The following is a 22,544-nucleotide window of genomic DNA, read 5'->3' as shown; positions in this document are numbered from 1 at the left end:
TTTTCTTGGGCCAAATACCCCCGCCGGAGGCATCCATGGCCTGCCAAGAGCATAGAGGCCCGGATCAGTAGATATACCGGATCTGGTCCGTCCAATAGCGTTCGACGCGGCGCAGGGAGCCGGTGATCTGGTCGATGCCGTCAAGTCCCAGCACCCCCTTGTCCTGCATCCCCTGGGCGTGACGCTCAAAAAGCTGTGCGACGATATCGCGGATACCGCGGCCCCTTTCCGTCAGCCGGACCCGGACCGAGCGGCGATCCACCTCGCAGCGCTGGTGGTGCATATAGCCCATTTCCACCAGTTTCTTGAGATTGTAGCTGACGTTGCTGCCCTGGTAGTAGCCGCGGGTCTTGAGTTCGCCCGCCGTCACCTCGTTGTCGCCGATGTTGAACAGCAAGAGCGCCTGAACCGCGTTGATTTCAAGAATGCCCACGCGTTCGAATTCATCCTTGATCACGTCCAGCAAAAGCCGGTGCAGCCGTTCGACCAGCGCCAGCGCGTCAAGGTAGCCTGTCATGAAACCCTGCTTGTTCGCGGGGGCCTCGAAGGGGGTGTGCAAACTCATGTCCGTCTCCGTGCGATACTGCTTGGGGAGGGACATTGGAATAAATTGCCGAATAATCGGTTAAACCCTGCGGGGAGCCTGTAAAATCCGAATTAAAGCGTTTCGCGAAAAACCTGGCTGACAGCTTTTCGCGAAAGGCGGAGTGCTTTACTCGGCGCCGCTGGCGTTGGACAGCCGTGCGATATCTTCGATCAGGGGGGCCAGACCGCTGGGGGGGGCGGCCTGCCCTGTCACCCATTGATAGAGATCCTGATCGTTTTCCGACAAAAGCGCGTCGTAGCTGTCGAGGCTGGCCTCGTCCAAATCGGTCAGGCGCGTGTCGGCGTAGCGACCAAGGATGATATCCATTTCCTTGATGCCACGCCGGATGGAACGCATGTACAGCCGCTTGAGCCGGATGTCGCGGGTTTCCTCAGGCACCGGCCTCGTCCTTGAGTTTGGCGCGCAGGTTCTTTTCCAAGCGCCCCAGGCGATCCACGTATTGCGCCATGTGGGTGCGGATATCGCGAATCTCGGTCAGCAATTCGGTGACATCGCGCGACAGTTCGCCCTCTTCGCCCGGTGCGTCGGGGCCTTCGCCCTCGCCCGACAGAAGCCACAGGAGCGAAACATTGAGCAGGCCAGCCATCATCGACAGCTTGTTGGCGCGCGGTTCGCTAAGGTCGTTTTCCCAGCCCTTGAGGGTCTTGAGTTTCACGCCAAGGCGTTTGGCCAGTTCCGTTTGTGTCATGCCTGCCTGTTCGCGGGCACCGGCGACACGGTCGCCGAAGGTGGTGGCCTCGGGGTCGAACCAGCCGTCGTTGGTTTGCTCGTTCATCGGGATTCCTTTCGCGTGATCGTGCAGGGTGCTTGATACGTCTTGTCGCGGACTCTAAGACATTCGAAGAAGTGATACAAACCGGAGCCTGTCATGAACCCTCTTTCCGCGACACTATCGCGCGTCAAACCGTCCCCGACGATCGCCATGACCGCCAAGGCGGCGGAATTACGCCGGGCGGGCAAGGATGTGATCGGGCTGAGCGCGGGGGAGCCGGATTTCGACACGCCCGAGCATATCCGCGCGGCGGGCATCCGGGCCATCGAGGAAGGCAAGACGCGCTATACCGCGCCCGATGGCATCCCCGAGTTGAAGGAGGCGGTTTGCGCCAAGTTCAAGCGCGACAACGGGCTGGACTACACCCCGGCGCAGGTCAGTGTTGGCACGGGCGGCAAGCAGATCCTGTATAACGCGCTGATGGCGACGCTGAACCCCGGCGACGAGGTGGTGATCCCGGCCCCCTACTGGGTAAGCTACCCCGATATGGTGTTGCTGGCCGGTGGCACCCCGGTGATTGCCGAAGCCGGGGTCGAGACCAGTTTCAAGCTGACGCCCGAGGCGCTGGAGGCGGCGATCACCGAGAAGACCCGGTGGTTCATCTTCAATTCACCTTCGAACCCCACCGGGGCGGGCTATTCCTGGGACGAGCTGAAGGCGCTGACCGATGTTTTGATGCGCCATCCCCATGTCTGGGTGATGAGCGATGATATGTATGAGCATCTGGCCTATGACGGGTTCGAATTCTGCACGCCCGCGCAGGTGGAACCGGGGCTTTATGACCGCACGCTGACCTGCAACGGCGTCAGCAAGGCCTATGCGATGACCGGCTGGCGGATCGGCTTTGCCGCCGGGCCGGAGGTATTGATCGGCGGGATGCGGAAAATCCAGAGCCAAAGCACCTCGAACCCCTGCACGATCAGCCAGTGGGCGGCGCTTGAGGCGCTGACCGGGAGCCATGATTTCATCGCCGGGAACAACGCGGTGTTCAAACGCCGCCGGGACCTGGTGTTGGAGCGTTTGAACGCCATCGAGGGGATCACCTGCCCGGTGCCGGAGGGGGCGTTTTACGTCTATCCTTCGATTGCCGGTTTGATGGGCAAGACCAGCGCCGGTGGCGCCAAGATCGACAGCGATGAGGATTTCGCCACCGCCCTTCTGGAAGAGGAAGGGGTGGCCGTGGTCTTTGGCGCGGCCTTTGGCCTGTCGCCCGCGTTCCGGGTAAGCTATGCCACATCGGACGAAATGCTGGAAGAGGCCTGCGCGCGGATACAGACGTTCTGCGATGGGATGACATGAGCACAGGCAAGATAACCGCGAATCTGCCCAGCCGGGACTTCGACGTGACCGAGGCGTTTTATGCCAAACTCGGATTTCACACCGATTTTCGCAACGACGGCTGGATGATCATGAACCGGGGCGGGGGGAGCGTCGAATTCTTTCCCCATCCCGAGTTGCAGCCGAGCGAGAGTTGGTTTTCGGCCTGTCTGCGCGTGCCGGATATCGACAGCTTGCATGCCGATTGGCAGGCGGCCACGGGTCTGTCGGGAGCGCGCGACGCGATCCCCCGGTTGACGGCCCCGTTCGAGCTGCCCGAAGCACCCCGAATGTTCGCGCTGATCGATCCGGATGGGTCGCTCTGGCGTGTGATAGAAAGCGAGTAACGCGATGGCGGGCGATCTTCCCAAGTATTATTTCAGAGTCCGCGAAAACGGGGCCTTCGTGTTCCGTGTGGACACCGAAAACCGGCAACGGCGGATTGATATGGACCAGATTGCCGTGGTCAATATCCGCAAGGCCGAGATCAAGCCCCATGGCGACCGCGTGCTGAGCGAGGCGGATATCGCGGCCATCGAGGAATGGATGGCCGAGCGTGCCGAAATCCTCGCGCATCGGGACATGGACGATATTTTCCGGGCGGTGGATTACCTCAACACCACCACCCAGTGGGCACAATCGCGGGCCACCGACGAACAGTTGGAAGACGTGACCGATGCGCTGTTGCTGGCGATGCATGATTTGCGCACCGTTCTGGTGCGCAAGAAGGCGGACCGCCTGATGAAGGGCGAGTGAGTTTCGGACGCGCGACCAATTTGAAGCCCGGCCTAAACTGACCGCTGCGGGTTCAGGCCAACCTTAGCTATGACTTGGGCGAGCGCCGGTTCCAGGCAAGCAATCGCCTTAACTTTTCTTGGCTTGGCGTAGGCGCGCGCAATATACGCAGGGCTGAAAATGGACAAAGGGACTTTGATGACATTGCTTTCTATAGACTGGGTGCCGATCATACGCGAGTTCATCACGCTAATCGTCGTCATCGACCCGGTGGGTACGATCCCGGTCTATCTTTTTGCCGTGTCGAATGTGCCAAGGGCACTGCACCGAAGATTTGCGCTTCGTGCTGTCTTGATCGCAACTCTGGTTTTGCTGGCGTTTCTTGTCGGCGGACAGGTCATGATCGAAACGCTTGGCCTTCGTCTTGGGTCTTTTCAGATTGCTGGCGGCATCATTCTTTTCCTGTTCGCGCTCTCGATGATTTTCGGTGAGTCCAAGGCACAGAGCGAAATCGCCGAGGCGGAACGCAATCATCTGTCCGGCGCTGTTTTTCCCTTGGCCATGCCCTCGATTGCGTCGCCCGGCGCGATGCTGGCCATAGTTATATTGACTGAAAACAGTTCGAACACGGTGGCAGAGCAGGCGACCACCGCGGTGCTTTTGGTGCTGGTGCTTATGCTGACACTGTTGCTGTTGCTCGCTGCCAGCTTCGTGCATCGTTTCATCGGGGATACAGGTGCCTCGGTCATATCGCGGGTCATGGGAATTATTCTCGCCACGATTGCGGTCGATGCCATTCTCGGTGGGTTTAATATGCTTGGGGTATTCGAGGTCGCGCCGGCGGAAAACCCGAGTCCTTTGGGCTAAAGCGTTTCGCGAAAAACCTGAAACACAGATTTTCGCGAAACGCAGTGCTCCGCTCAATCGTTGCACGCGTTCCGCCTTTCGCTGATGCCTCAGGTGAAAGGCGGAACGCTTTAAAGACCGCAATGGGCCTTTTGGCATAGCGACCGAATGCCGATACCAGCGGGGGCGAGAGAGAGAGGCGGAGCGTCTTCAAATCACCGCCTTGAAAGGCACTTTCGGCCCCGCAAAGCCGCCATAGACTTAGCCGACAAGCTGGCGCGCTTGCCTTGGCTTGCGACCCTCATTCCAGCTTGGCGGCCGCCGTGATTGGGCCGTGGCCGGATTGCTGGATCAAGACGGTGACGGGGCTGTCGCCCTTGATCGGTTGTGTCAGGCGCAGGGGGGTTTCGCCCGTCCATGTGCCCAGGGCTTCCATCGAGGTGACGATATTGGCGTAGCTGAGCGTGCGGCCCGCGTTTTCGCCGGATTTGATCGCCACGGTGGCCTTGGGTTGATAGCGCAGCAGGGTGACATCCATGCGCCCCGGCACGGCCCCGCGCGGGGTGGCCGTGATATGCAGGCTGCCGCCCTCGCGGCGCAGCTTGAGCGCCACCGGGTTGGGTTCGGCCCGGTGCTTGGCGATGGCGGTGGCGACGGCATCGGGCTTGGTGCCCGCGACATCATAGGTGCCATCGACGATCATCTGCGGGGTATAGACCATTTGCTTGCCTTGAGCCGCGGCATAGGATTTTTGCCGGGCGGTATAATCGGGGTCCGCGAAACTGTCTTTCCAGCCGATATAATCCCAATAATCCACGTGCATGGCCAAGGCCACGATCCCTTCTTGCCTGGCCAGTTCAAGAAAGTAGGCATCGGCGGGCGGACAGGAGGAACAGCCCTGCGAGGTGTAAAGCTCTACGACGACGGGCCCCGGGTCTTCGGCCACTGCAGGGCTGGCCAGCATCAGCAAGGCGGCGGTCCAATGGCGGAAGTTTCGCATGGTGGTGTCCTGTGGTCGTGACAATCCTGAATACCCTTCCTGTTCTATGTACTCATGGCTGAAACAGCCAATCAAGGTTTCGTCAGCGCCCGGTGACCGCTTGATTCTGGCGCGATTCCGCGGCAAATTGTGTGCAATAGTATACAATTTCGGCGGACTCCTCTTGATCGAACATTTTAAATCGGTCAGAAGCAAGTCAGCGAATTCCTATTCCTGCCTTGAACGTGAAAGGAAGGCCAACAATGCCTATCACCGTCGGACATGACACCACAAAGACGCGCAAGGAATTGAGCGTCAACGGCAAGACATTTGCCTATTATTCGATCAAAGCCGCCGAAGAGGCGGGCCTTGGCGATTTTTCCAAGCTGCCCGCCGCGCTGCGCGTGGTTCTGGAAAACATGCTTCGGTTCGAGGATGGCAAGACCGTTTCGGTCGACGACATCAAGGCCTTTTCCGACTGGGCCAAGCAAGGCGGCAAGAACCCCCGCGAGATCGCCTATCGCCCCGCGCGGGTCTTAATGCAGGATTTCACCGGCGTTCCCGCCGTCGTGGACCTAGCGGCGATGCGCGACGGGATCGTGGCGCTTGGCGGCAAGGCCGAGCAGATCAACCCGCTGAACCCTGTTGACCTTGTGATCGACCACTCGGTCATGATCGACGAATTCGGCAACCCGCGCGCCTTCCAGATGAACGTGGACCGCGAGTATGAGCGCAACATGGAGCGTTACCAGTTCCTCAAGTGGGGTCAGGGCGCCTTCGACAACTTCCGCGTCGTGCCGCCGGGCACGGGTATCTGCCACCAGGTGAACCTTGAGTACCTGGCCAAGGCCGTCTGGAGCGACGTGGACCAAGACGGTGTCGAAGTGGCCTATCCCGATACGCTTGTCGGCACCGACAGCCACACCACCATGGTCAACGGCCTGGCGGTTCTGGGTTGGGGCGTGGGCGGCATCGAGGCCGAGGCCGCGATGCTGGGCCAGCCGATTTCGATGCTGATCCCCGAAGTGGTCGGTTTCGAACTGACCGGCGAGATGATCGAAGGCACCACCGGCACCGACCTTGTTCTGAAGGTCGTGGAGATGCTGCGCGAAAAGGGCGTTGTCGGCAAGTTCGTGGAATTCTACGGCAACGGCCTGGACAAGCTGCCGCTGGCCGACCGGGCGACGATTGCCAACATGGCCCCCGAATACGGCGCGACCTGCGGTTTCTTCCCGATCGACGACGAAACCCTGCGCTACCTGCGCAACACGGGCCGCGACGAAGACAGCGTTGCGCTGGTCGAGCACTATGCCAAGGAGAACGGTTTCTGGCGCGATGCGAGCTATGCGCCGGTGTACACCGACAGCCTGAGCCTTGATATGGGCACGATCGTTCCGGCCATTTCCGGGCCGAAACGCCCGCAGGACTACGTGACACTGGACAAGGCCGCGCCGGCGTTCTTCGACGTGGTGTCGGAATATCGCGGCGAGGATGAAACCAGTGCCGCCACCGATATGGCCGCGGAAGGCCCCGCGCCCGATGCCCTGATCGACCCGCGCAAGAGCGCGAAGGTCGAGGGCGAGGATTACGAGCTGCGCGACGGGTCGGTCGTGATCGCCTCGATCACGTCGTGCACCAACACCTCGAACCCCTACGTGATGATCGGTGCGGGCCTTGTGGCGCGCAAGGCACGCGAGCTTGGCCTTGATAGCAAGCCTTGGGTGAAAACCTCGCTTGCGCCTGGCAGCCAGGTGGTGTCGCATTACCTTGAAGCCGCGGGCCTGCAGGACGATCTGGATGCGATCGGCTTCAACCTTGTCGGCTATGGCTGCACCACCTGCATCGGCAACTCCGGCCCGCTGCAAGATGAAATCTCGAAGGCCATCAACGACAACGACCTGATCGCGACCAGCGTGCTGTCGGGCAACCGCAACTTCGAAGGCCGGATCAGCCCGGACGTGCGCGCCAACTACCTCGCCTCGCCGCCGCTGGTGGTGGCCTATGCGCTGGCCGGGGACATGAACCTTGACCTTTCCAGCGAGCCGCTGGGCGAGGACAAGGACGGCAACCCGGTCTACCTGAAAGACATCTGGCCGAGCCAGAAGGAAATCGCCGACCTGGTCGAGAAGACCGTGACGCGCGAGGCCTTCCAGTCGAAATATGCCGATGTCTTCAAGGGCGACGAGAAGTGGCAGGAAGTGGAGACCTCGGAAGGGGAAACCTATGACTGGCCGCCGCAATCGACCTATGTTCAGAACCCGCCGTATTTCCAGGGCATGGCGAAAGAACCGGGCACGATTTCCGACATCAAGGGCGCCAAGATGCTGGCCCTTCTGGGCGACATGGTCACCACCGACCACATCAGCCCGGCAGGCAGCTTCAAACCTTCCACCCCCGCCGGTCAGTACCTGACCGAGCGCCAGGTGCCGGTGCGCGAATTCAACTCCTATGGCTCCCGCCGGGGGAACCACGAGGTGATGATGCGCGGCACCTTCGCCAACATCCGCATCCGTAACGAGATGCTGGACGGTGTCGAAGGCGGCTATACCAAGGGCCCCGATGGCAATGAGACCTCGATCTTTGACGCCGCGATGGCCTATCAGGAGCAGGGCACGCCCCTGATCGTGGTGGGCGGTGAGCAATATGGCGCGGGCTCCAGCCGGGACTGGGCCGCGAAGGGCACCAGCCTTCTGGGCGTCAAGGCCGTGATCGCAGAGAACTTCGAGCGTATTCACCGCTCGAACCTGGTGGGTATGGGGGTTATCCCCTTCGAGTTCACCGGCGGCGACACCCGCACAACCCTGAACCTGACCGGCGATGAGAGTTTCGACATCACCGGGCTGGAAGGCGATATGAAACCGCAGGCCGAGATCCCCTGTACCATCACCTATGCCGATGGCACGACCAAGGAGATCACCCTGAAGTCGCGCATCGATACGGCGGTGGAAAAGGAATACGTCGAGAACGGTGGCGTGCTGCACTACGTGCTGCGCAACTTGGCCAAATCGGCAGCCTGATCTTCGGACCAGACAGGATAGAGGGGCGGCCTTTCGGGGCCGCCCTTTTGCTTATGTGTTGACGCATCGCGCAATGGGCCTCGGGTCTTGAGGGACCAATTCCCTTGTAGCAAACCGGGAGGCGGGCTCAGCGTTCTAAATGCGCGTCATGCGGGACTTTTCCGGAAACCGGGAATGGGGCGTGAAAGGTAGCAATGAGAGGTTGACCAGACTGCTTTCGAAGCCCTAGCTTGATATAGTAAAGCCGAAGGAACCCCGCGATGCCCTTGGAAACCTATGTGATCTATTTGGCTGCGGTCGCCGTGTTTTTCGCGACACCGCCTGATACCAGCCAACTTCTTATCATATCGAATAGCGTAAGGCATGGGGTAAAGCGCAGCGCATACACCATTGCCGGAGACTTGACCGCAAACAGCTTGCAAATGGCAGGTGCGGCTTTCGGTCTTGCTGCAATCATTGCGACCTCTGCAAGTGCATTCATTTGGATCAAATGGCTCGGAGTGGCCTACCTGGTTTGGACTGGCCTTCAGCTATTCCTCTCGAAAGACCAATCGGGTGACGTTACGGCCAACACGTCCGGTCAATCGTTCCGACTGTTCCGTCAAGGCTTTGTGACCTCAATGGCGAACCCATTTGCCGTCGTTTTTTTTGGTGCGCTCTTTCCTCAGTTTATCGACCCTACGACCCCGGTGCTTCCGCAGCTTTTGATCTTGGGGGTAACTTATTTAGCGGTCGATGGAGTGATCCTACTGGCCTGGGGATGGCTTGGGGTGCGCGCGGCCACAGCACTAAAGCGGTTTTCCTTCGGTCTTGTGAACAAAGTCTGCGGGGCGCTTATGATCGGCGCGGCAATGCTACTGGCGAGTAAAGATTTTCAGCCTCAACGGTAACCGCAGGGCCGCATACTCGGCGTTCATACTTTGCGCGGCATCCGAACTCTGGCCTCGAACCGGACATTTGCCCTTTCGAGGGGCGCCGCCGGGTCATGGGCGGGCCAAGGCCTTTCGAAAGGCCTTGGGGCACGCGCCTTCGACGGCGTTTGGATGCGCGGGCGGATGCCTCGCGCATGGAAGCCCGTTCGAACGGGCTTGGCGCTAGACCATCGCGTCCAACATGATAGGTATCGGGTATGAGCCTGAATCCTGTCACCCCCGCCTTTGTCGACACCCTGCGCGCCGCCCTGTCCGAGGGCGCAATCCGCGAGGTCACCCCTAACTATCTTGAGGAGCCGCGCGGAAGGTGGGCGGGGCACGCCGGGGTCGTGGTTGCCCCGGGCAACACCGAGGAGGTGGCAGAGGTCATCCGCCTGGCCCATACCGCCGCCATGCCGGTTATCCCCTATGGCGGGGGCACGGGGCTTGTCGGCGGGCAGATCGTCAGCGATGGCCCTGCCCCTATTGTCCTGAGCCTTGAGCGGATGCGCGCCATTCGGGGCCTTTATCCAGAAGAAAACGCCATGGTCGTCGAGGCGGGCGCGATCCTGACCGATGTGCATGAGGCCGCGCTTGGGGCAGACAGGCTTTACCCGCTGTCGATTGCCGCCAAGGGCAGCGCGCGCATCGGTGGGTTGCTCGCGACCAATGCGGGCGGTGTGAATGTCCTGCGCTATGGCAATGCGCGCGAGCTGTGCCTTGGGATCGAGGCGGTTTTGCCGGATGGGCAGATCTATCACGGGCTGAAACGGCTGCGAAAGGATAACGCGGGCTATGACCTGAAAGACCTTTTGATCGGCGGCGAAGGGACGCTTGGGGTGATCACGGCGGCCACCCTGCGGCTGGCCCCGCGCCCGGCGGGGGAAGGCACCGCCCTGATGGTCGTCGAAAGCCCGGAGGCGGCGCTATCGCTGTTGTCCTTGGCGCGGGATCACATGGGCGAGGGCGTGAGCGCCTTTGAACTCATTCATCGCGCGGGTCTGGAGTTTCTGGCCGAGACCCTGCCCGATATCCGCCAGCCCTTCGCGGAGTTGCCCGAGTGGTTCGTGCTGATCGACGTCGGGCTGGCGCGTGGGCTGGACCCGGCGGAGACCCTGGAAACCCTGTTCGGCGAGGCGCTGGAGGCCGGTCTGGTGAGCGACGGGGTGATCGCCCAGAGCGAGGCACAGCGGCACGAATTCTGGGAGGTGCGCGAACAGATCCCCGAGGCGAACCGCCTGGTCGGATCGATCAGTTCGCACGATATATCCCTGCCGATGGGGGCCATCCCGGAGTTCATCACCACCGCGCCCCAGCATATCGCGAAGCTGGGGGACTTCAGGATCAATTGTTTCGGGCATCTGGGCGATGGCAACCTGCATTACAATGTCTTCCCCGCGCCGGGGGAACGCCGCGCGGAGTATCTGCACCTGCGGGATGAGGTGAAACGCGTGGTACATGACCTTGTGCATGCCATGGAAGGCTCGGTCAGTGCCGAGCATGGCATTGGCAGGCTGAAGGTGGAGGATCTGGAACGCTATGGGGATGGCGCGCATTTGTCGGCGATGCGGGCGATCAAGGCGGCGCTTGATCCCATGGGCATCATGAACCCCGGGGCGGTCTTGCGCGACGGGTGACCGGATTTCCGCCCATCGCGCATCCGTGATCCATATCGTCCGACCTTCCCCCTAAAAATTCCGGCGCGCCCTGCCCAGATAAGTGTCACAACACAAAAAAAGGGGCAGGCCCATGCGCGCGACTATGATCATATTACAAGCTGCTGTCTTAAGTATTCTGGCCGTGGTGGGGGCCATGGGCGACAGCGGGCAGGACCAGAGCTGCCCCCTGCCCTCGGCGCAGGCGGACCAGCATTGTCAGCAGTGATTTACCGTGTGCCCTTGGCCTTTTCGATCGCCGGCATGATCTGACTTTCCAGAACGCGCTCGGTGATCGGGCCGGCGAAACGCAGCACGATGTTGCCCTTGCCGTCGATCACATAGGTTTCCGGCACGCCATAGACGCCCCAATCGAGCGCCATGCGCCCGTTTTCATCGGCACCGATCGCGGCGTAGGGATCGCCCAGTTCATTGAGGAACCCCAGGGCATTGCCCGGCTTGTCCTTGTAGTTCACGCCGTAGATGGTGATGCCCTGACTGGCCAGATCCTCAAGAACAGGGTGTTCCACCCGGCAAGGCGCGCACCAACTGGCCCAATAGTTCAGAAGCTTCACGCCGCCCGAACGCAGATCGGCATCGGTGAAGGGGGTCTTGTCGCCCAGTGGTGTGACCTGCACCACGGGGGCTGGTTTGCCCGTCATTGTCGAGGGCAGTTCATCGGGGTTTTCGCGCTGCATTCCGAAGAAGAAAAGCGCGGCCAGCCCGGCGAATATGGCCGGGGGCGCGATCATGAGCGGGGAAATTTTAGCCATTCTTTCGGGCCTTCTGTTCGATATCCTCAAGCTGCTTGGCCACCTTGGCCGAGCGGCGCAGGCTAAGCCAGACCAGCACGATCAAAAGTGCGAGAGACACCGCGTAGGAGGACAGCACGGCCTCGGCGTATTTTCCAAGATCAGGCATCATTTCGTTCACCCCATCCGTTCACGGGCCAGAAGCGCGCGCATTCGGCGCGCGCGGATTTCGGTACGGGTACGCAAAAGCACCAGCGCGATGAAAAACAGCACGAAGCCCGCGATGCAGACCAGCAGCGGGTACCAGAAGACATCGGCCACGTTTTCCTCTTTATCGAGGCTGAGCGAGGCGCCTTGGTGCAACCCCTGGTTCCAGAAATTCACCGCGTAGCGCGATAGCAGCGCAAAGACCGACCCCACGAGGCAGAGGATCGAGGTAAGGTCGGCGGCGGTATCGTCGTTCTCGATCGCCTCCCAAAGGGCGATGTAGCCCAAGTAGAACAGGAAGAGGATCAAAAAGGAGGTCAGGCGCGGATCCCAGGCCCACCACGTGCCCCACATGGGCTGCCCCCAGATCGCGCCGGTGGCCAGTGCGATCACTGTCATCACCGCGCCGATGGGGGCGGCGGCACGGGCGGCCAGCGCGCTGACGTGGTGGCGGCGCACGATCCAAATGAGCGAGGTGACCAGCATCATCAGCCAGACGTTGATCGCCATCAAGGCCGCGGGCACATGCAGGTAGATGATCTTGACGGTCGAGCCTTGACGGTAATCTTCGGGCGTGAAGAAAAAGCCCCAGATCAGCCCCACCACCAGACAGACCACCGCCAGCACGGAAAAGAGCGGCAGCACCTTTTCCGTGGTCTGTATGAACTTCTTGGGGTTGGCGTATTGCCAGAGTGCATTCAGGTTCATCGGCATTCCCGTTGGCTAGCGCAGGTTGACCTTCAATACCGCAGCGGAGGCGAAAGGCAAAAGTGCGATGGTGCCGCAGGTGATGCCCGCCAGCATCAGAAGCGGCGTTGTGGTGTCCAGCCCCTCGACGCCCCGGCGGGCCATCTCGGCCCCGAAGATCAATGTGGGGACATAGAGCGGCAAGACAAGAAGCGACAGCAGCAGCCCGCCGCGTTTCAGGCCAACGGTAAGCGCCGCCCCGAAGGTGCCGATCACGCTAAGCGCCGGGGTGCCCAGCAGGAGCGACAGGACAAGCGGGGCGTAACCCGGCGTGGGCAGGCTAAGCAGCAGGCCGAAAAGCGGCGCGGCCAGCACCAGCGGCAGGCCGGTGGTCAGCCAATGGGCCAGCGCCTTTATCGTGACGATCCCCTCCATCGGCAAGGGCGAGGTGGCCAGCAGATCAAGGCTTCCGTCTTCCCAATCGAGGGCAAAGACACGATCCAGAGACAGAAGGCAGGCCAGCAGCGCACCGAGCCAGAGGATGCCCGGCGCGATCTTCGACAAAAGGTCGGATTGAGGGCCGACACCGAAGGGCACCAGCGTGACCACGATCAGGAAAAACGCAAGGCCGAGGCCAAAGCCGCCCCCGGCGCGCATTGCGAGCTTCAGGTCACGGGTCAGCAGCGCGATCACAGGAAGGCCTCGTCAAAGTCGTCGGGGTTCATGGCGCGGGCGCGGTAGGGGCCGACATCAAGGATGCCGGCATCGGGCAGGCCAAGGTCGATATGGGTGGCGATCAGGGCCGAACCGCCCTGCCCCAGATGGTGGCGGACGGTGTCGGCGAACATTCTGACCGCATCCACATCCAGCGACACGGTGGGTTCGTCGAGTATCCAGATAGGCCGCCCGGTGACCAGCAGCCGCGCTAGGCCAAGGCGGCGCTTTTGCCCGGCAGAAAGTGCCCCTGCAGGACGGGTGCGCAGGGCATCGAGGTGGAAGGCGTCGATTGCCGCGTCAATATCCGAGGTGGCAAAGACACTGGCCCAGAAGGTCAGGTTTTCTTCAACCGTCAGGGTGGGTTTCAGACCATCGGCATGGCCCGCGTAGACCATGGTTTCGGGGTCGGCCTTGATCGTGCCTTCAATTGGGGGCTGGAGCCCCGCGATGGTGCGCAGAAGGGTTGTCTTGCCCACGCCATTGGGCCCGCGCAGGACAAGCGCCTGACCCGCCTCAAGCGACAGGTTGAGGCCTTCAAGCACCTTGATCCCGCCGCGCGCGATGGTGAGGTTGGATACATTCAATCCCATGCAGATGTCCCTACCCCAAAGGTGGCGCGGCGGAAAGTGACCTGGATCAAGCTGAGACGAATAATCTCAGACCGGCAGCACCGCCGCCGCCACCCGGCGGCCTTCGGACAAGAGCACGTTGTAGGTGCGGCAGGCGGCGGGGGAGTTCATCGCCTCAACCCCAAGTCCGGCCTCTTCCAGGGCCTCGCGAAAGGCGGGCGGGACATGGGCGGTTTCGGCCCCGGTGCCGATAAAGATCACGTCCAACTCCTCGGCCAGGTCCAGAAGCGGCGCGGTGTCGTCATAGCCGCCCCAGCCCCGCGCGCCGTGCACGGTGACAAGGGCCGCGCCTTCGATCACCCCGCCGCCGACGCGGAAGAACCCCGGGCCGTAGCCGTCGATGGGCATGGCATTGTCAAAGGTGATTTCATTGATTTGCATGGCAGCCCCTCTTTCAGTCCCAGATCGGCAGGCCGGTCACCACCGCAAGGCCGATGACGCCGTAGGCGGCCCATCGGTACAGGCGCTCTTGGTGCGGGTCAAACAACGATTGGCCGATCATCGTGGTGGTGAAATAGGGTACGGCAAGGATCAGGGCGAGGTAAACCGTTTCCCACGCGATGGCCCCGCGCAGGAAAAGGTTGATGGCAATGACCACGTCGAGGGCGCCCAGGAACAGGATGGTATTGGCCCGCACGGTTTGTGCCGCCGATTGACCGGCAAGGTAAAACAGGATCACCACCGGTCCGGTCAGGCCCGTCAGCCCGCCGACGACCCCCGCGGCCCCGCCGATGCCCGCAAGGCCGGGGCGCGAGACGCGCCCCGAAAACCGCCAGCCCGAAACCAGCGCGGCAAGGGTCAGCGCCGCCACGATGGCCACGATCCAGCGGATGGTCATCCCGTCGAGGCGTTCCAGAAGCCATATGCCCAAGGGTACGGTGATCAGTGCGGCCAAGGCCAAAAGCCCCACCTCGGCGCGGCTGGCCTGCCCCCATGCGCGGGGAATAAGCGCGCCGGTGCTGAATACCCCGGTGATGACCATCACGCCGATAACGGTGGCGGGCGGCAGGAATATCCCCGCCACCGGCACGAAGATCAGCGCCGTGCCGAACCCGGTAAACCCCCGCACGATGCCCGCAATGGCAATTGCCAGCATCAGGAAAAACAGGCCGGGGGTAGCCCCGGCCGTGATCAATCCCTCAGGCATCTACATTGGCAAACTGGTTGCCGACATTGGCATCGGGCTTGGACCAATCGCGCTTGACCCCCAGCCAAAGCAGGATGGTACTGGCCACGAAGACCGAGGAATAGGTGCCCACGACCACGCCCCAGATCATCGCGAAGACAAAGCCGCGGATCACGTCACCACCCAGAACATAAAGCGCCAGAAGCGCCAGAAGCGTGGTGACCGAGGTCATCACCGTCCGGCTGAGGGTTTCGTTGATCGACATGTTCAGCACCTCGGACAGCGGCTTTTTCTTGTACTTGCGCAGGTTCTCGCGCACCCGGTCGAAGACCACCACGGTATCGTTGAGCGAATAGCCCACGATGGTGAGAAGGGCGGCGATGATGGCAAGGTCGAACTGAATTTGCAGTTCCGAGAAGATGCCGATGGTCAGCACCACGTCATGCACAAGCGCGGCCACGGCCCCCACCGCGAATTGCCATTCGAACCTGAGCCAGATGTAGACAAGCACGGCGCCGATGGCGAGAGAGACCGCGATGATGGCGGCGTCGATCAGCTCTCCCGAGACCTTGGGGCCGACGGATTCGACGCTCGTGAACTCGATATCCGGCACGGCCTGTTGCAACGCCTCCTCGACGCTGGCCACCACCTCGGCGCTGACGCTTTCCTGGCCGTCTTGCGCCTGGATACGGATCATCGAGACATTCTGCTCGGGGCCGAAGGTGGGGTCGAACACCTCGGTGATGGAAATGTCGCCCAGTTCCAGGGGCTGGATCGCATCGCGGTATTCACCGATATCAATCGGTTGCGCGCTTTCGGTGCGCACCGTGGTGCCGCCCCGGAAGTCGATCCCGAAGTTCAGCCCCTGCAGCATGAAGGAGCCTGCCGCGATGACGATCAGAACGGCCGAGACACCAAGCGAGACCTTCCAGCGGCGGAAGAAATCCCAGCTTGTGTTTTTCGGGACAAGCCGCAGGGCGCGGCCCGCCATCAAGGTTTTCGGGCGCTTGCGTTCAAACCACATCACGATCATCAGGCGGGTAACGAAAAGCGCCGTGAAGACGGAGGTGAAAATCCCGATCATCAGCGTCCAGGCAAAGCCCTGCACCGGGCCCGAGCCCATGACAAGCAGGATCACAGCGGTGATCAGCGTGGTGATATTGGCATCGACAATGGCGCTGAGCGCCTTTTCATAGCCCAGTTCAATCGCCCGCGCCGGACCTTTGGCGGATTTCAACTCTTCGCGGATCCGCTCGAACACCAGCACGTTGGCATCCACCGCCATCCCGATGGTCAAAACGATCCCGGCGATGCCCGGCAGGGTCAGCGTGGCACCGATCATGCTGAGCAGGCCAAAGATCAGCCCGACGTTGATGATCAGCGCGATATTGGCAAAGATCCCGAAGGTGCCGTAGCTGGCGAACATGAAGGCCAGCACCAGAACGAAGGCCACGATACAGGCGATTTGCCCGGCCTCGATGCTGTCGGCGCCCAGTTCCGGGCCGATGGTGCGTTCCTCGAGGAATTCAAGCCCCGCAGGCAAGGCCCCGGCCCGCAGCAGCACGGCAAGGTTGGTGCTTTCCTCGACCGTGAAATTGCCGGTGATGATGCCCGAGCCGCCGGGAATATGGCTTTGGATCACCGGGGCGCTAACCACCTCGCCGTCCAGCACGATCGCAAAGGGATTGCCGATGTTTTCCGCCGTGTAATCGCCGAACTTGCGCGCGCCGCCCGGGTTGAAGCGGAACGATACGGCGGGGCGCCCGTTCTGATCGAAATCGGGCTGTGCATCGGTCAGTTCCTCGCCCGTGACCACGGGGGCCTTTTCAAGGATATAATAAAGCCCTTCTTGATCCAAAGAGGGCAAAATCTCATTGCCCGCGCCGGGGTGTTCATCTTGGTTCTGGGTGCGGCTGACCACCGGTTGGAAGGTCAGTTGCGCGGTGGTGCCGATGATTTCCTTAAGCTCTGCCGCACTGCCTATACCGGGCACCTGGATCAGGATGCGGTCGGCCCCCTGGCGTTGAATCGTCGGCTCGCGCGTGCCGACCTCGTCGATCCGGCGGCGAATGATTTCAAGGGCTTGGCGGACGGTGCGTTCGTCGGTGGCGCGTTGTTCGGCCTCGGACAGGCGCACGATGATATCGGCGCCTTGGGTGGTGACATCGATATCCGAAGCCCCCGCCCCGGTGATGCTGGTCACCGGGCGGGCAAGACCACGGACCAGCGACGCGGCATGGGAGACCTCATCGGGGCCGTCCACCAGACGCACACGAAGTTCCGCGTTTTCAGTGGGTTGCAAGCGGATCGGGCCGATGCGGTCACGTTCTTCGCGCAGCAGGTCACGCACCTCGGGCCACATGGATTCGATCCGCGAGGCATAGACATCCTCAACCTGCACCTCGGCCAGCAGATGCGCGCCGCCGCGCAAATCCAGCCCCAGGTTGACCAGACCGGAGGGCAGGAAATCGGGCCAGCGGCCCGCCTCCTCGACAACCTGCGGGTCTTCAACCCCGGCCTCGATCGCCGCCGTGGCGTCGTTGTAACTTTCTACCCGGGGGTAGAAGGCATTGGGCAGGGCCAGCAGCAAACCAAGGGCCACGAGGCCCCAGATCACCACACGTTTCCACAGGTCGATTTGCAGCATTATCCTGCCTTTTCAATAGGATGTCAGAGGTTGAAGGGCTTTTACCCCTCCGCCGGCTCGGTCTTCGACAGCACTTGGGCGATGGTGGATTTGACCACGCGAACGCGCACACCCTCGGCCAGGTCAACCTCGATCTCGTCCTCGTCCTTGACCTTGGAGACCTTGCCGATGAGCCCACCTTGGGTGATCACCTGATCGCCCCGGCGCAGCGCCTCGACCATCGCTTTATGCTCCTTGAGCTTCTTTTGTTGCGGGCGGATCAGCAGGAAATACATGATCGCGAAAATCAGGATGAGGGGGATAAACTGGCCAATGGCTTCCATGGGTCGTGTCCTTAAGATGGGGGCGCGGCAGGGCCGCCGAGTTGCGGCGAAACCTATGGGGCGAAGGGGGCATTTGCAAGGTGCGAAAACCGCGTCGGTTTGACGTCGGTAAAACGTCGGCATTGCGTCGGTGCGGTTGCGAGGGTGGGCGCGGGGCGGTTTTCGTGGTTAGGTTGCGGAATCGGGCCACGGTGTGACGAGGGATTTGGCGATGAGTGAGGCGACGGAAACGTACCTTTGGGTGGTGACCCATCCGATGCTCTGGATCTTTCTGGGCCTCACGGCGCTGTTCTTTGTGGTGCAGTGGTTGGTGAGCCTTGAGATAGACAGCCCCACCACCCCCGATAAACGCATCCAAGAGTTTGCCGAAGGCCTTGGCATGGGGCGATTGCATCCGGTGCTGTTCCTGATCTTGGCCCTGACATGGGGGATCGTCGCCGTCACCCTGTTCGTCGGTCTTTACATGCTTTTGTGGGACATCATCTTCCACAAGCCGCCTGAGGGCAAAGAAGAGGTTTGGACATGGCGCTTTGCCTTGGCGCAATTGGCGGCGCTGACGACTGTCCTAGGGGCGGTGATTGCGCTGCCTATTACGATCAACCGACTGATCCTGACACGTCGGCAGACGGATACTGCTGAAGAGACTTTATTCAATGAAAAGATAAACAGCGCCACAACCGACCTTGCTGCCCGGCGACAAGTGACCACGATCATTGGCGAAGAGCCAGACCTACAGGTTTTGACCGAATGGGAGGACGATATTCTCGTTCGGGCCGCAGCTATCGACCGGCTGGAAGGACTAGCCGAAGAGAGAGAGGCGGAAGCCGAACGCATCATGCGGACTTTGGCCCTTTATGTCAGAGAGTTAAGCCGTGATTACCCGCCAGAGGAGATGCCAGAAAAAGGGTCTTAAAATGACTAATAAAATCAGGGTTTGGGCCGATGAGTTAAAACCGGTTCGCCCCGACTTGGAAAGCGCAGTCCAAAGCCTAGGTCGTATACAAACCACAAAACGTGGACACAAAGACAGCATCGATTTGAGACTGGCAAACCTGCAAGGCTTTGACTTATCAGGCCTCAACTACGAGCATGCCAACCTTCAGTTTGCTGCGCTACAGGGGGCGAACCTCGCGGGGGCGAAGCTACGGGGGGCGAAGCTACGGGGCGCAAAAATGGTTGGCGCGCGGCTTTTCACGGCGGCGCTCAATGAAGCCGACCTAAGGTTAGCAGAATTAAATGCGGCAGACCTTAGGAGAGCAGACTTGAAAAAAGCGAACCTAGAGTTTGCTAAGCTCCAAGATGCCAATCTAAGGCAAGCTAATTTGCAAGAAGCAGATTTGAGCGGTGCCGAATTACAACGAACCGATTTAGTGGCGGCGAACTTACGGGGCGCGAATCTGACTCATCCGGAGTTGGACAATCTCACAAGACTTAAATGGGCTGATCTACGTGGTGCTGCGTTAAGGTATTTTGATTGCACAGAGATCGAACAGTTGCTTAATCATGTTCAAGACATGTTCGGCGATGCTTCGGTAACTTTGCCCAGCGGCCAAGGGCCGAATGATGAAAGCTGGCCTGCGCATTGGCCCAAAAGCATACTCGACGACGACCAGTTCCAAACCGAATGGCGCAAGTGGCAGGCCGATCCCGACCATTACACGCCCCCCGATCCGCCCAAACCCGACGCCTAAAACCCCCATTCACCAAACCCTAACCCCTCTGCCCTATCGTCCCACCACACACCCTACACCTCCCCCGAAAATTGGGGCATAAGGCGGGCGACGACTCAGAGGTTCGAGGACAAGACCCATGCACGATATCCGCGCGATCCGTGAAAACCCCGCCCAGTTTGACGCCGCCATGGCGCGCCGTGGGGTCGAGGGGGCATCACGCCCCATTCTTGAGCTGGATGAGGCGCGGCGGGCCAAAATTCTGGCCGCCGAAACCGCGCAGGCCGAGCAAAACAAGGCCTCCAAGGCGGTGGGTGCCGCCAAGGCCAAGGGCGACGAGGCGGAATTTGAGCGGCTGCGTGCGCTGGTCGGGGAGAAAAAGGCCGAGGTCGCGACGATGCAGGCCGAGGCCAAGGAATTGGACCGGAAGCTGACCGATATGCTGATGGGCCTGCCCAACCTGCCGATGGACGATATCCCCGATGGCGAGGATGAGGACGACAACCTGGAAATTCACCGCTGGGGCACGCCCAAGGTGTTCGATTTCGCCCCCAAGGAGCATTTTGAACTGTCCGGCGTGGTGCCGGGGATGGATTTCGAACTGGCGGCAAAACTGTCGGGCTCGCGCTTCGTGGTGCTGAAGGGGGCAGTGGCGCGTGTGCACCGGGCCTTGGCGCAATTCATGATCGACACGCATGTCGAGGAAAATGGGCTGTCCGAGACTTGGACGCCTGTGCTGGTGCGTGATGACATGATGTATGGCACCGGGCAGTTGCCGAAGTTCGGCGAGGACAGCTATCAGACGACCAATGGCTGGTGGCTGGTGCCGACCGCCGAGGTGCCGCTGACCAATATCGTCAATGGCGAGACCGTCGAGGAAAGCAGCCTGCCCAAGCGCTTCGTCGCCCATACCCAGTGTTTCCGCTCGGAAGCGGGCAGCGCGGGCAAGGACACGGCGGGCATGCTGCGCCAGCACCAGTTCGAAAAGGTCGAGATGGTGTCGATCACCCACCCCGATCACAGCCGCGCGGAACTGGACCGCATGACCGACTGCGCGCAGGGTATTCTGGAGCGCTTGGGCCTGCCCTACCGCACCATCGTGCTGTGCACCGGCGACATGGGGTTCGGCGCGCGGCGCACCCATGACATCGAGGTCTGGTTGCCCGGGCAGGATACTTACCGCGAGATTTCCTCGGTCTCGGTCTGCGGCGATTTTCAGGCGCGCCGGATGAATGGCCGGTTCAAGCCCGAAGGCGGCGGCAAGCCACAGTTCGTGCATACGCTCAATGGCTCGGGCCTTGCGGTGGGGCGTTGCCTGATTGCGGTGCTGGAGAACGGTCAGCAGACCGATGGCTCGGTCACCCTGCCCGAGGTGTTGCACCCCTATCTGCGCGGCAAGACCCGCCTGACCGCCGAGGGGGAACTGGCGTAACGCCTCCCTTTCTTCTGGCCAAAAATATCCTGGGGGTGAGGCCAAAGGCCGAGGGGGCAAAGCCCCCCCACCCCGTCTATTCCGCGGCCACCGGCCCCTGCGCCGTACCCGGCTTGGGAAAGGGCACCAAGCGCCCCGCGTCCTCATCCCAGAGTTTCAACCGAAAGCTGCGCAGCGCTTCGGGCCAGCGGATCGGATCGTGCGGGCGCAGATGCGCGGGCAGCGCCTTTTGACAGGCGCGAAGTCGATAAGAGGGCACGCCGGGGTTGAAATGGTGCAGGTCGTGATAGGCGATATTGCCAGTGCCGATATCCCAAAGCCAGCCCAGATCGAGTGAGCTTGACCCCTCCAGCGTGGCCTTGTGGAAATCCAGATCGGGTTTACGGTCCCAATAAGTTTCCTCGAAATTATGTTGCAGGTAGACGAGGAACACGCCAATCGCGCCAGCCAGCACTGCGCTTAGCGCCCAGATGGCCAGCCCCGCCGCGCCAAGCGCCCACCAGATCGCCGCGACATAGCCCAGAACGGCGATGTTATGCGCCACAACGCCCCACGCGCCCACCTTGCGGGTATTCACCGGCCAGCGGTAGGCGATGAAATAGGCGTAAATCCCGCCCAGCCCCAGCATCAGCACCGGGTTGCGGTAAAGCCTGTACCACAGCCGCCGCCCGAACGGCGCGGCCTGCCATTCGGCAAGGGTCATGGTATAGACCTCGGTGGTTTCGCGGTGGTCGAGGTTGCCAAGGTAGGCGTGGTGCAGGTTGTGATTGTACTGCATCACCCGGTAGGGCGTCAGCGAGGGCAGCGACAGGGCGTGCCCCGCAAGATCGTTCAAGCGGCGCGTGGAAAACAGGGAATAATGCCCGCAGTCATGTTGCAAAACGTAAAGCCGTACCGAGGCAAAAGCGAGGAGCACGACCATCGGCGCAACGATCAGCGGCTGGTTGGCGTAAAGCGCCCCGATCCAGAGGGCGGCGATATAAGTGGCGAATGTGACCAGCAGGGAAAGCGCGCCCAAGGCATCGCTTTTGCGGGCATATCGGCGGGTGTGGGTTTTGATCTCTTCGGCGGTCATGGCATGCCTCGTGCAATTGGAAACCATGGGACGAGCCCTTCAATACATCGGCCTATCATAACAGACGTGTCGCTTTGACGACGACAAAAAACACGCATAACGTGAATCTGCCCCCCGTGGCATTGACCGGCGGCAAGACGCGCCCCAGATCATGGGCATGGAACGGATGAAAGCCATTTTCGTCGTCACCGCCGCCTTGGCCTTTGCCCTTTCGCCTTTGATGAGCGACGGGTTCGCCGGGTTTCGGCCCGATCAGTTTCCTGTTCCGCAGGACGATCCGCCGGTTCAACCGGCCGGCTATGCCTTCGCGATCTGGGGTCTGATTTACCTTTGGCTGCTCGCCGGTGGCCTGTTCGGGCTGCTCAAGCGGGCGGATTCGCCCGGGTGGGACGCGATGCGCTGGCCATTGGTTGCCAGCCTCGTGGTCGGCGCGGCCTAGA

26 protein-coding genes are annotated in these 22,544 nt (G+C 61.3%); 12 read left to right on the top strand and 14 right to left on the bottom strand.

The window, feature by feature from the left end:
- Positions 1-64 precede the first annotated feature (64 nt).
- The 3 genes from RBB32_RS08920 to RBB32_RS08910 form a co-directional block, all read right to left on the bottom strand.
- Complete coding sequence (locus RBB32_RS08920) at positions 65-565, bottom strand: MarR family winged helix-turn-helix transcriptional regulator (protein WP_306152351.1); 501 nt, start codon at positions 563-565, stop codon at positions 65-67.
- A gap of 147 nt (positions 566-712) precedes the next feature.
- The gene (locus RBB32_RS08915; protein ID WP_306152398.1) at positions 713-943 is read right to left on the bottom strand and encodes a succinate dehydrogenase assembly factor 2; all 231 of its coding nucleotides are present in this window, start codon (positions 941-943) and stop codon (positions 713-715) included.
- Between the two features lie 34 nt (positions 944-977).
- Positions 978-1,382: a helix-turn-helix transcriptional regulator gene (locus RBB32_RS08910; RefSeq protein WP_306152350.1), complete on the bottom strand. Its 405-nt coding sequence runs from the start codon at positions 1,380-1,382 to the stop codon at positions 978-980.
- 93 nt (positions 1,383-1,475) lie between these two features.
- On the opposite strand from RBB32_RS08910, the gene RBB32_RS08905 reads away from it, so the two are divergent.
- From RBB32_RS08905 to RBB32_RS08890, 4 genes are all read left to right on the top strand, one after another.
- Positions 1,476-2,678, top strand: coding sequence for a pyridoxal phosphate-dependent aminotransferase (locus RBB32_RS08905; RefSeq protein ID WP_306152349.1), 1,203 nt, complete (start codon positions 1,476-1,478; stop codon positions 2,676-2,678).
- A complete protein-coding gene (locus RBB32_RS08900) occupies positions 2,675-3,043 on the top strand; it encodes a bleomycin resistance protein (protein WP_306152348.1) in 369 nt (122 codons plus the stop codon). Before RBB32_RS08905 ends, RBB32_RS08900 begins: the two co-directional genes overlap by 4 nt.
- Positions 3,044-3,047: 4 nt before the next feature.
- The gene (locus tag RBB32_RS08895; RefSeq protein WP_306152347.1) at positions 3,048-3,452 is read left to right on the top strand and encodes a hypothetical protein; all 405 of its coding nucleotides are present in this window, start codon (positions 3,048-3,050) and stop codon (positions 3,450-3,452) included.
- A 177-nt stretch (positions 3,453-3,629) separates the two neighbouring features.
- Positions 3,630-4,298 carry a MarC family protein gene (locus RBB32_RS08890; protein WP_306152346.1) on the top strand — a complete coding sequence of 223 codons (669 nt, stop codon included), beginning with the start codon at positions 3,630-3,632 and terminating at the stop codon, positions 4,296-4,298.
- Positions 4,299-4,578: 280 nt separating this feature from the next.
- Here the strand turns inward: RBB32_RS08890 and RBB32_RS08885 are convergent, their stop codons facing one another.
- Positions 4,579-5,277, bottom strand: coding sequence for a thioredoxin family protein (locus RBB32_RS08885; protein WP_306152345.1), 699 nt, complete (start codon positions 5,275-5,277; stop codon positions 4,579-4,581).
- A gap of 242 nt (positions 5,278-5,519) precedes the next feature.
- Between RBB32_RS08885 and acnA the strand changes: the two genes are divergently transcribed.
- The 4 genes from acnA to RBB32_RS08865 all read left to right on the top strand — a co-directional run bounded on the left by acnA (position 5,520) and on the right by RBB32_RS08865 (position 11,068).
- Positions 5,520-8,273 carry an aconitate hydratase AcnA gene (gene acnA, locus RBB32_RS08880; protein WP_306152344.1) on the top strand — a complete coding sequence of 918 codons (2,754 nt, stop codon included), beginning with the start codon at positions 5,520-5,522 and terminating at the stop codon, positions 8,271-8,273.
- A 260-nt stretch (positions 8,274-8,533) separates the two neighbouring features.
- Positions 8,534-9,163, top strand: coding sequence for a LysE family translocator (locus RBB32_RS08875; RefSeq protein WP_306152343.1), 630 nt, complete (start codon positions 8,534-8,536; stop codon positions 9,161-9,163).
- Between the two features lie 239 nt (positions 9,164-9,402).
- Positions 9,403-10,821: an FAD-binding oxidoreductase gene (locus RBB32_RS08870; protein WP_306152342.1), complete on the top strand. Its 1,419-nt coding sequence runs from the start codon at positions 9,403-9,405 to the stop codon at positions 10,819-10,821.
- 112 nt (positions 10,822-10,933) lie between these two features.
- Positions 10,934-11,068 (top strand): hypothetical protein, encoded by a 135-nt coding sequence (locus tag RBB32_RS08865; protein ID WP_306152341.1) that lies wholly within the window; start codon positions 10,934-10,936, stop codon positions 11,066-11,068.
- 1 nt (position 11,069) lies between these two features.
- Here RBB32_RS08865 and RBB32_RS08860 read toward each other — a convergent pair whose 3' ends face one another.
- From RBB32_RS08860 to yajC, 9 genes are all read right to left on the bottom strand, one after another.
- Complete coding sequence (locus tag RBB32_RS08860) at positions 11,070-11,612, bottom strand: DsbE family thiol:disulfide interchange protein (protein ID WP_306152340.1); 543 nt, start codon at positions 11,610-11,612, stop codon at positions 11,070-11,072.
- Positions 11,605-11,763, bottom strand: coding sequence for a heme exporter protein CcmD (gene ccmD, locus RBB32_RS08855; RefSeq protein WP_306152339.1), 159 nt, complete (start codon positions 11,761-11,763; stop codon positions 11,605-11,607). Before ccmD ends, RBB32_RS08860 begins: the two co-directional genes overlap by 8 nt.
- A gap of 5 nt (positions 11,764-11,768) precedes the next feature.
- Positions 11,769-12,506: a heme ABC transporter permease gene (locus RBB32_RS08850; RefSeq protein WP_306152338.1), complete on the bottom strand. Its 738-nt coding sequence runs from the start codon at positions 12,504-12,506 to the stop codon at positions 11,769-11,771.
- 15 nt (positions 12,507-12,521) lie between these two features.
- Complete coding sequence (gene ccmB, locus RBB32_RS08845; RefSeq protein ID WP_306152337.1) at positions 12,522-13,178, bottom strand: heme exporter protein CcmB; 657 nt, start codon at positions 13,176-13,178, stop codon at positions 12,522-12,524.
- Complete coding sequence (gene ccmA, locus RBB32_RS08840; protein WP_306152336.1) at positions 13,175-13,792, bottom strand: heme ABC exporter ATP-binding protein CcmA; 618 nt, start codon at positions 13,790-13,792, stop codon at positions 13,175-13,177. Before ccmA ends, ccmB begins: the two co-directional genes overlap by 4 nt.
- Before the next feature lie 66 nt (positions 13,793-13,858).
- Positions 13,859-14,212 (bottom strand): Mth938-like domain-containing protein, encoded by a 354-nt coding sequence (locus RBB32_RS08835; RefSeq protein WP_306152335.1) that lies wholly within the window; start codon positions 14,210-14,212, stop codon positions 13,859-13,861.
- Positions 14,213-14,225: 13 nt separating this feature from the next.
- On the bottom strand, positions 14,226-14,978 hold the full coding sequence (locus RBB32_RS08830; RefSeq protein ID WP_306152334.1) for a sulfite exporter TauE/SafE family protein: 753 nt from the start codon (positions 14,976-14,978) through the stop codon (positions 14,226-14,228).
- Positions 14,971-17,604 (bottom strand): protein translocase subunit SecD, encoded by a 2,634-nt coding sequence (gene secD / locus RBB32_RS08825; RefSeq protein WP_306152333.1) that lies wholly within the window; start codon positions 17,602-17,604, stop codon positions 14,971-14,973. The genes RBB32_RS08830 and secD overlap by 8 nt, the downstream gene beginning before the upstream one ends.
- A 41-nt stretch (positions 17,605-17,645) precedes the next feature.
- Positions 17,646-17,927, bottom strand: coding sequence for a preprotein translocase subunit YajC (gene yajC / locus RBB32_RS08820; RefSeq protein WP_306152332.1), 282 nt, complete (start codon positions 17,925-17,927; stop codon positions 17,646-17,648).
- Between the two features lie 211 nt (positions 17,928-18,138).
- On the opposite strand from yajC, the gene RBB32_RS08815 reads away from it, so the two are divergent.
- The 3 genes from RBB32_RS08815 (at position 18,139) to serS (ending at position 21,029) form a co-directional block, all read left to right on the top strand.
- The gene (locus tag RBB32_RS08815; protein ID WP_306152331.1) at positions 18,139-18,840 is read left to right on the top strand and encodes a hypothetical protein; all 702 of its coding nucleotides are present in this window, start codon (positions 18,139-18,141) and stop codon (positions 18,838-18,840) included.
- A gap of 1 nt (position 18,841) precedes the next feature.
- The gene (locus tag RBB32_RS08810) at positions 18,842-19,618 is read left to right on the top strand and encodes a pentapeptide repeat-containing protein (protein ID WP_306152330.1); all 777 of its coding nucleotides are present in this window, start codon (positions 18,842-18,844) and stop codon (positions 19,616-19,618) included.
- Positions 19,619-19,736: 118 nt separating this feature from the next.
- Positions 19,737-21,029 (top strand): serine--tRNA ligase, encoded by a 1,293-nt coding sequence (serS, locus tag RBB32_RS08805; RefSeq protein ID WP_306152329.1) that lies wholly within the window; start codon positions 19,737-19,739, stop codon positions 21,027-21,029.
- A 76-nt stretch (positions 21,030-21,105) separates the two neighbouring features.
- On the opposite strand, the gene RBB32_RS08800 is transcribed toward serS, so the two are convergent.
- Positions 21,106-22,104, bottom strand: a complete 999-nt coding sequence (locus RBB32_RS08800; protein WP_306152328.1) for a fatty acid desaturase — start codon at positions 22,102-22,104, stop codon at positions 21,106-21,108.
- 157 nt (positions 22,105-22,261) lie between these two features.
- On the opposite strand from RBB32_RS08800, the gene RBB32_RS08795 reads away from it, so the two are divergent.
- Positions 22,262-22,543, top strand: coding sequence for a hypothetical protein (locus RBB32_RS08795; protein WP_306152327.1), 282 nt, complete (start codon positions 22,262-22,264; stop codon positions 22,541-22,543).
- Position 22,544: the final 1 nt, after the last annotated feature.

Origin of the sequence: Roseovarius sp. MMSF_3281 (genome assembly GCF_030733685.1) — a bacterium.
Classification (GTDB): domain Bacteria; phylum Pseudomonadota; class Alphaproteobacteria; order Rhodobacterales; family Rhodobacteraceae; genus Roseovarius.
This window is presented reverse-complemented; position numbering and strand designations above follow the sequence as displayed.

Excerpts from the sequence above, each read along its gene's own strand:
- RBB32_RS08920 (WP_306152351.1), bottom strand. The coding sequence starts at position 565 with ATGAGTTTGCACACCCCCTTCGAGGCCCCCGCGAACAAGCAGGGTTTC.
- RBB32_RS08915 (WP_306152398.1), bottom strand. The coding sequence starts at position 943 with ATGCGTTCCATCCGGCGTGGCATCAAGGAAATGGATATCATCCTTGGT.
- RBB32_RS08910 (WP_306152350.1), bottom strand. The coding sequence starts at position 1,382 with ATGAACGAGCAAACCAACGACGGCTGGTTCGACCCCGAGGCCACCACC.
- RBB32_RS08905 (WP_306152349.1), top strand. The coding sequence starts at position 1,476 with ATGAACCCTCTTTCCGCGACACTATCGCGCGTCAAACCGTCCCCGACG.
- RBB32_RS08900 (WP_306152348.1), top strand. The coding sequence starts at position 2,675 with ATGAGCACAGGCAAGATAACCGCGAATCTGCCCAGCCGGGACTTCGAC.
- RBB32_RS08895 (WP_306152347.1), top strand. The coding sequence starts at position 3,048 with ATGGCGGGCGATCTTCCCAAGTATTATTTCAGAGTCCGCGAAAACGGG.
- RBB32_RS08890 (WP_306152346.1), top strand. The coding sequence starts at position 3,630 with ATGACATTGCTTTCTATAGACTGGGTGCCGATCATACGCGAGTTCATC.
- RBB32_RS08885 (WP_306152345.1), bottom strand. The coding sequence starts at position 5,277 with ATGCGAAACTTCCGCCATTGGACCGCCGCCTTGCTGATGCTGGCCAGC.
- acnA (WP_306152344.1), top strand. The coding sequence starts at position 5,520 with ATGCCTATCACCGTCGGACATGACACCACAAAGACGCGCAAGGAATTG.
- RBB32_RS08875 (WP_306152343.1), top strand. The coding sequence starts at position 8,534 with ATGCCCTTGGAAACCTATGTGATCTATTTGGCTGCGGTCGCCGTGTTT.
- RBB32_RS08870 (WP_306152342.1), top strand. The coding sequence starts at position 9,403 with ATGAGCCTGAATCCTGTCACCCCCGCCTTTGTCGACACCCTGCGCGCC.
- RBB32_RS08865 (WP_306152341.1), top strand. The coding sequence starts at position 10,934 with ATGCGCGCGACTATGATCATATTACAAGCTGCTGTCTTAAGTATTCTG.
- RBB32_RS08860 (WP_306152340.1), bottom strand. The coding sequence starts at position 11,612 with ATGGCTAAAATTTCCCCGCTCATGATCGCGCCCCCGGCCATATTCGCC.
- ccmD (WP_306152339.1), bottom strand. The coding sequence starts at position 11,763 with ATGATGCCTGATCTTGGAAAATACGCCGAGGCCGTGCTGTCCTCCTAC.
- RBB32_RS08850 (WP_306152338.1), bottom strand. The coding sequence starts at position 12,506 with ATGAACCTGAATGCACTCTGGCAATACGCCAACCCCAAGAAGTTCATA.
- ccmA (WP_306152336.1), bottom strand. The coding sequence starts at position 13,792 with ATGGGATTGAATGTATCCAACCTCACCATCGCGCGCGGCGGGATCAAG.
- RBB32_RS08835 (WP_306152335.1), bottom strand. The coding sequence starts at position 14,212 with ATGCAAATCAATGAAATCACCTTTGACAATGCCATGCCCATCGACGGC.
- RBB32_RS08830 (WP_306152334.1), bottom strand. The coding sequence starts at position 14,978 with ATGCCTGAGGGATTGATCACGGCCGGGGCTACCCCCGGCCTGTTTTTC.
- secD (WP_306152333.1), bottom strand. The coding sequence starts at position 17,604 with ATGCTGCAAATCGACCTGTGGAAACGTGTGGTGATCTGGGGCCTCGTG.
- yajC (WP_306152332.1), bottom strand. The coding sequence starts at position 17,927 with ATGGAAGCCATTGGCCAGTTTATCCCCCTCATCCTGATTTTCGCGATC.
- RBB32_RS08815 (WP_306152331.1), top strand. The coding sequence starts at position 18,139 with ATGAGTGAGGCGACGGAAACGTACCTTTGGGTGGTGACCCATCCGATG.
- RBB32_RS08810 (WP_306152330.1), top strand. The coding sequence starts at position 18,842 with ATGACTAATAAAATCAGGGTTTGGGCCGATGAGTTAAAACCGGTTCGC.
- serS (WP_306152329.1), top strand. The coding sequence starts at position 19,737 with ATGCACGATATCCGCGCGATCCGTGAAAACCCCGCCCAGTTTGACGCC.
- RBB32_RS08800 (WP_306152328.1), bottom strand. The coding sequence starts at position 22,104 with ATGACCGCCGAAGAGATCAAAACCCACACCCGCCGATATGCCCGCAAA.
- RBB32_RS08795 (WP_306152327.1), top strand. The coding sequence starts at position 22,262 with ATGGAACGGATGAAAGCCATTTTCGTCGTCACCGCCGCCTTGGCCTTT.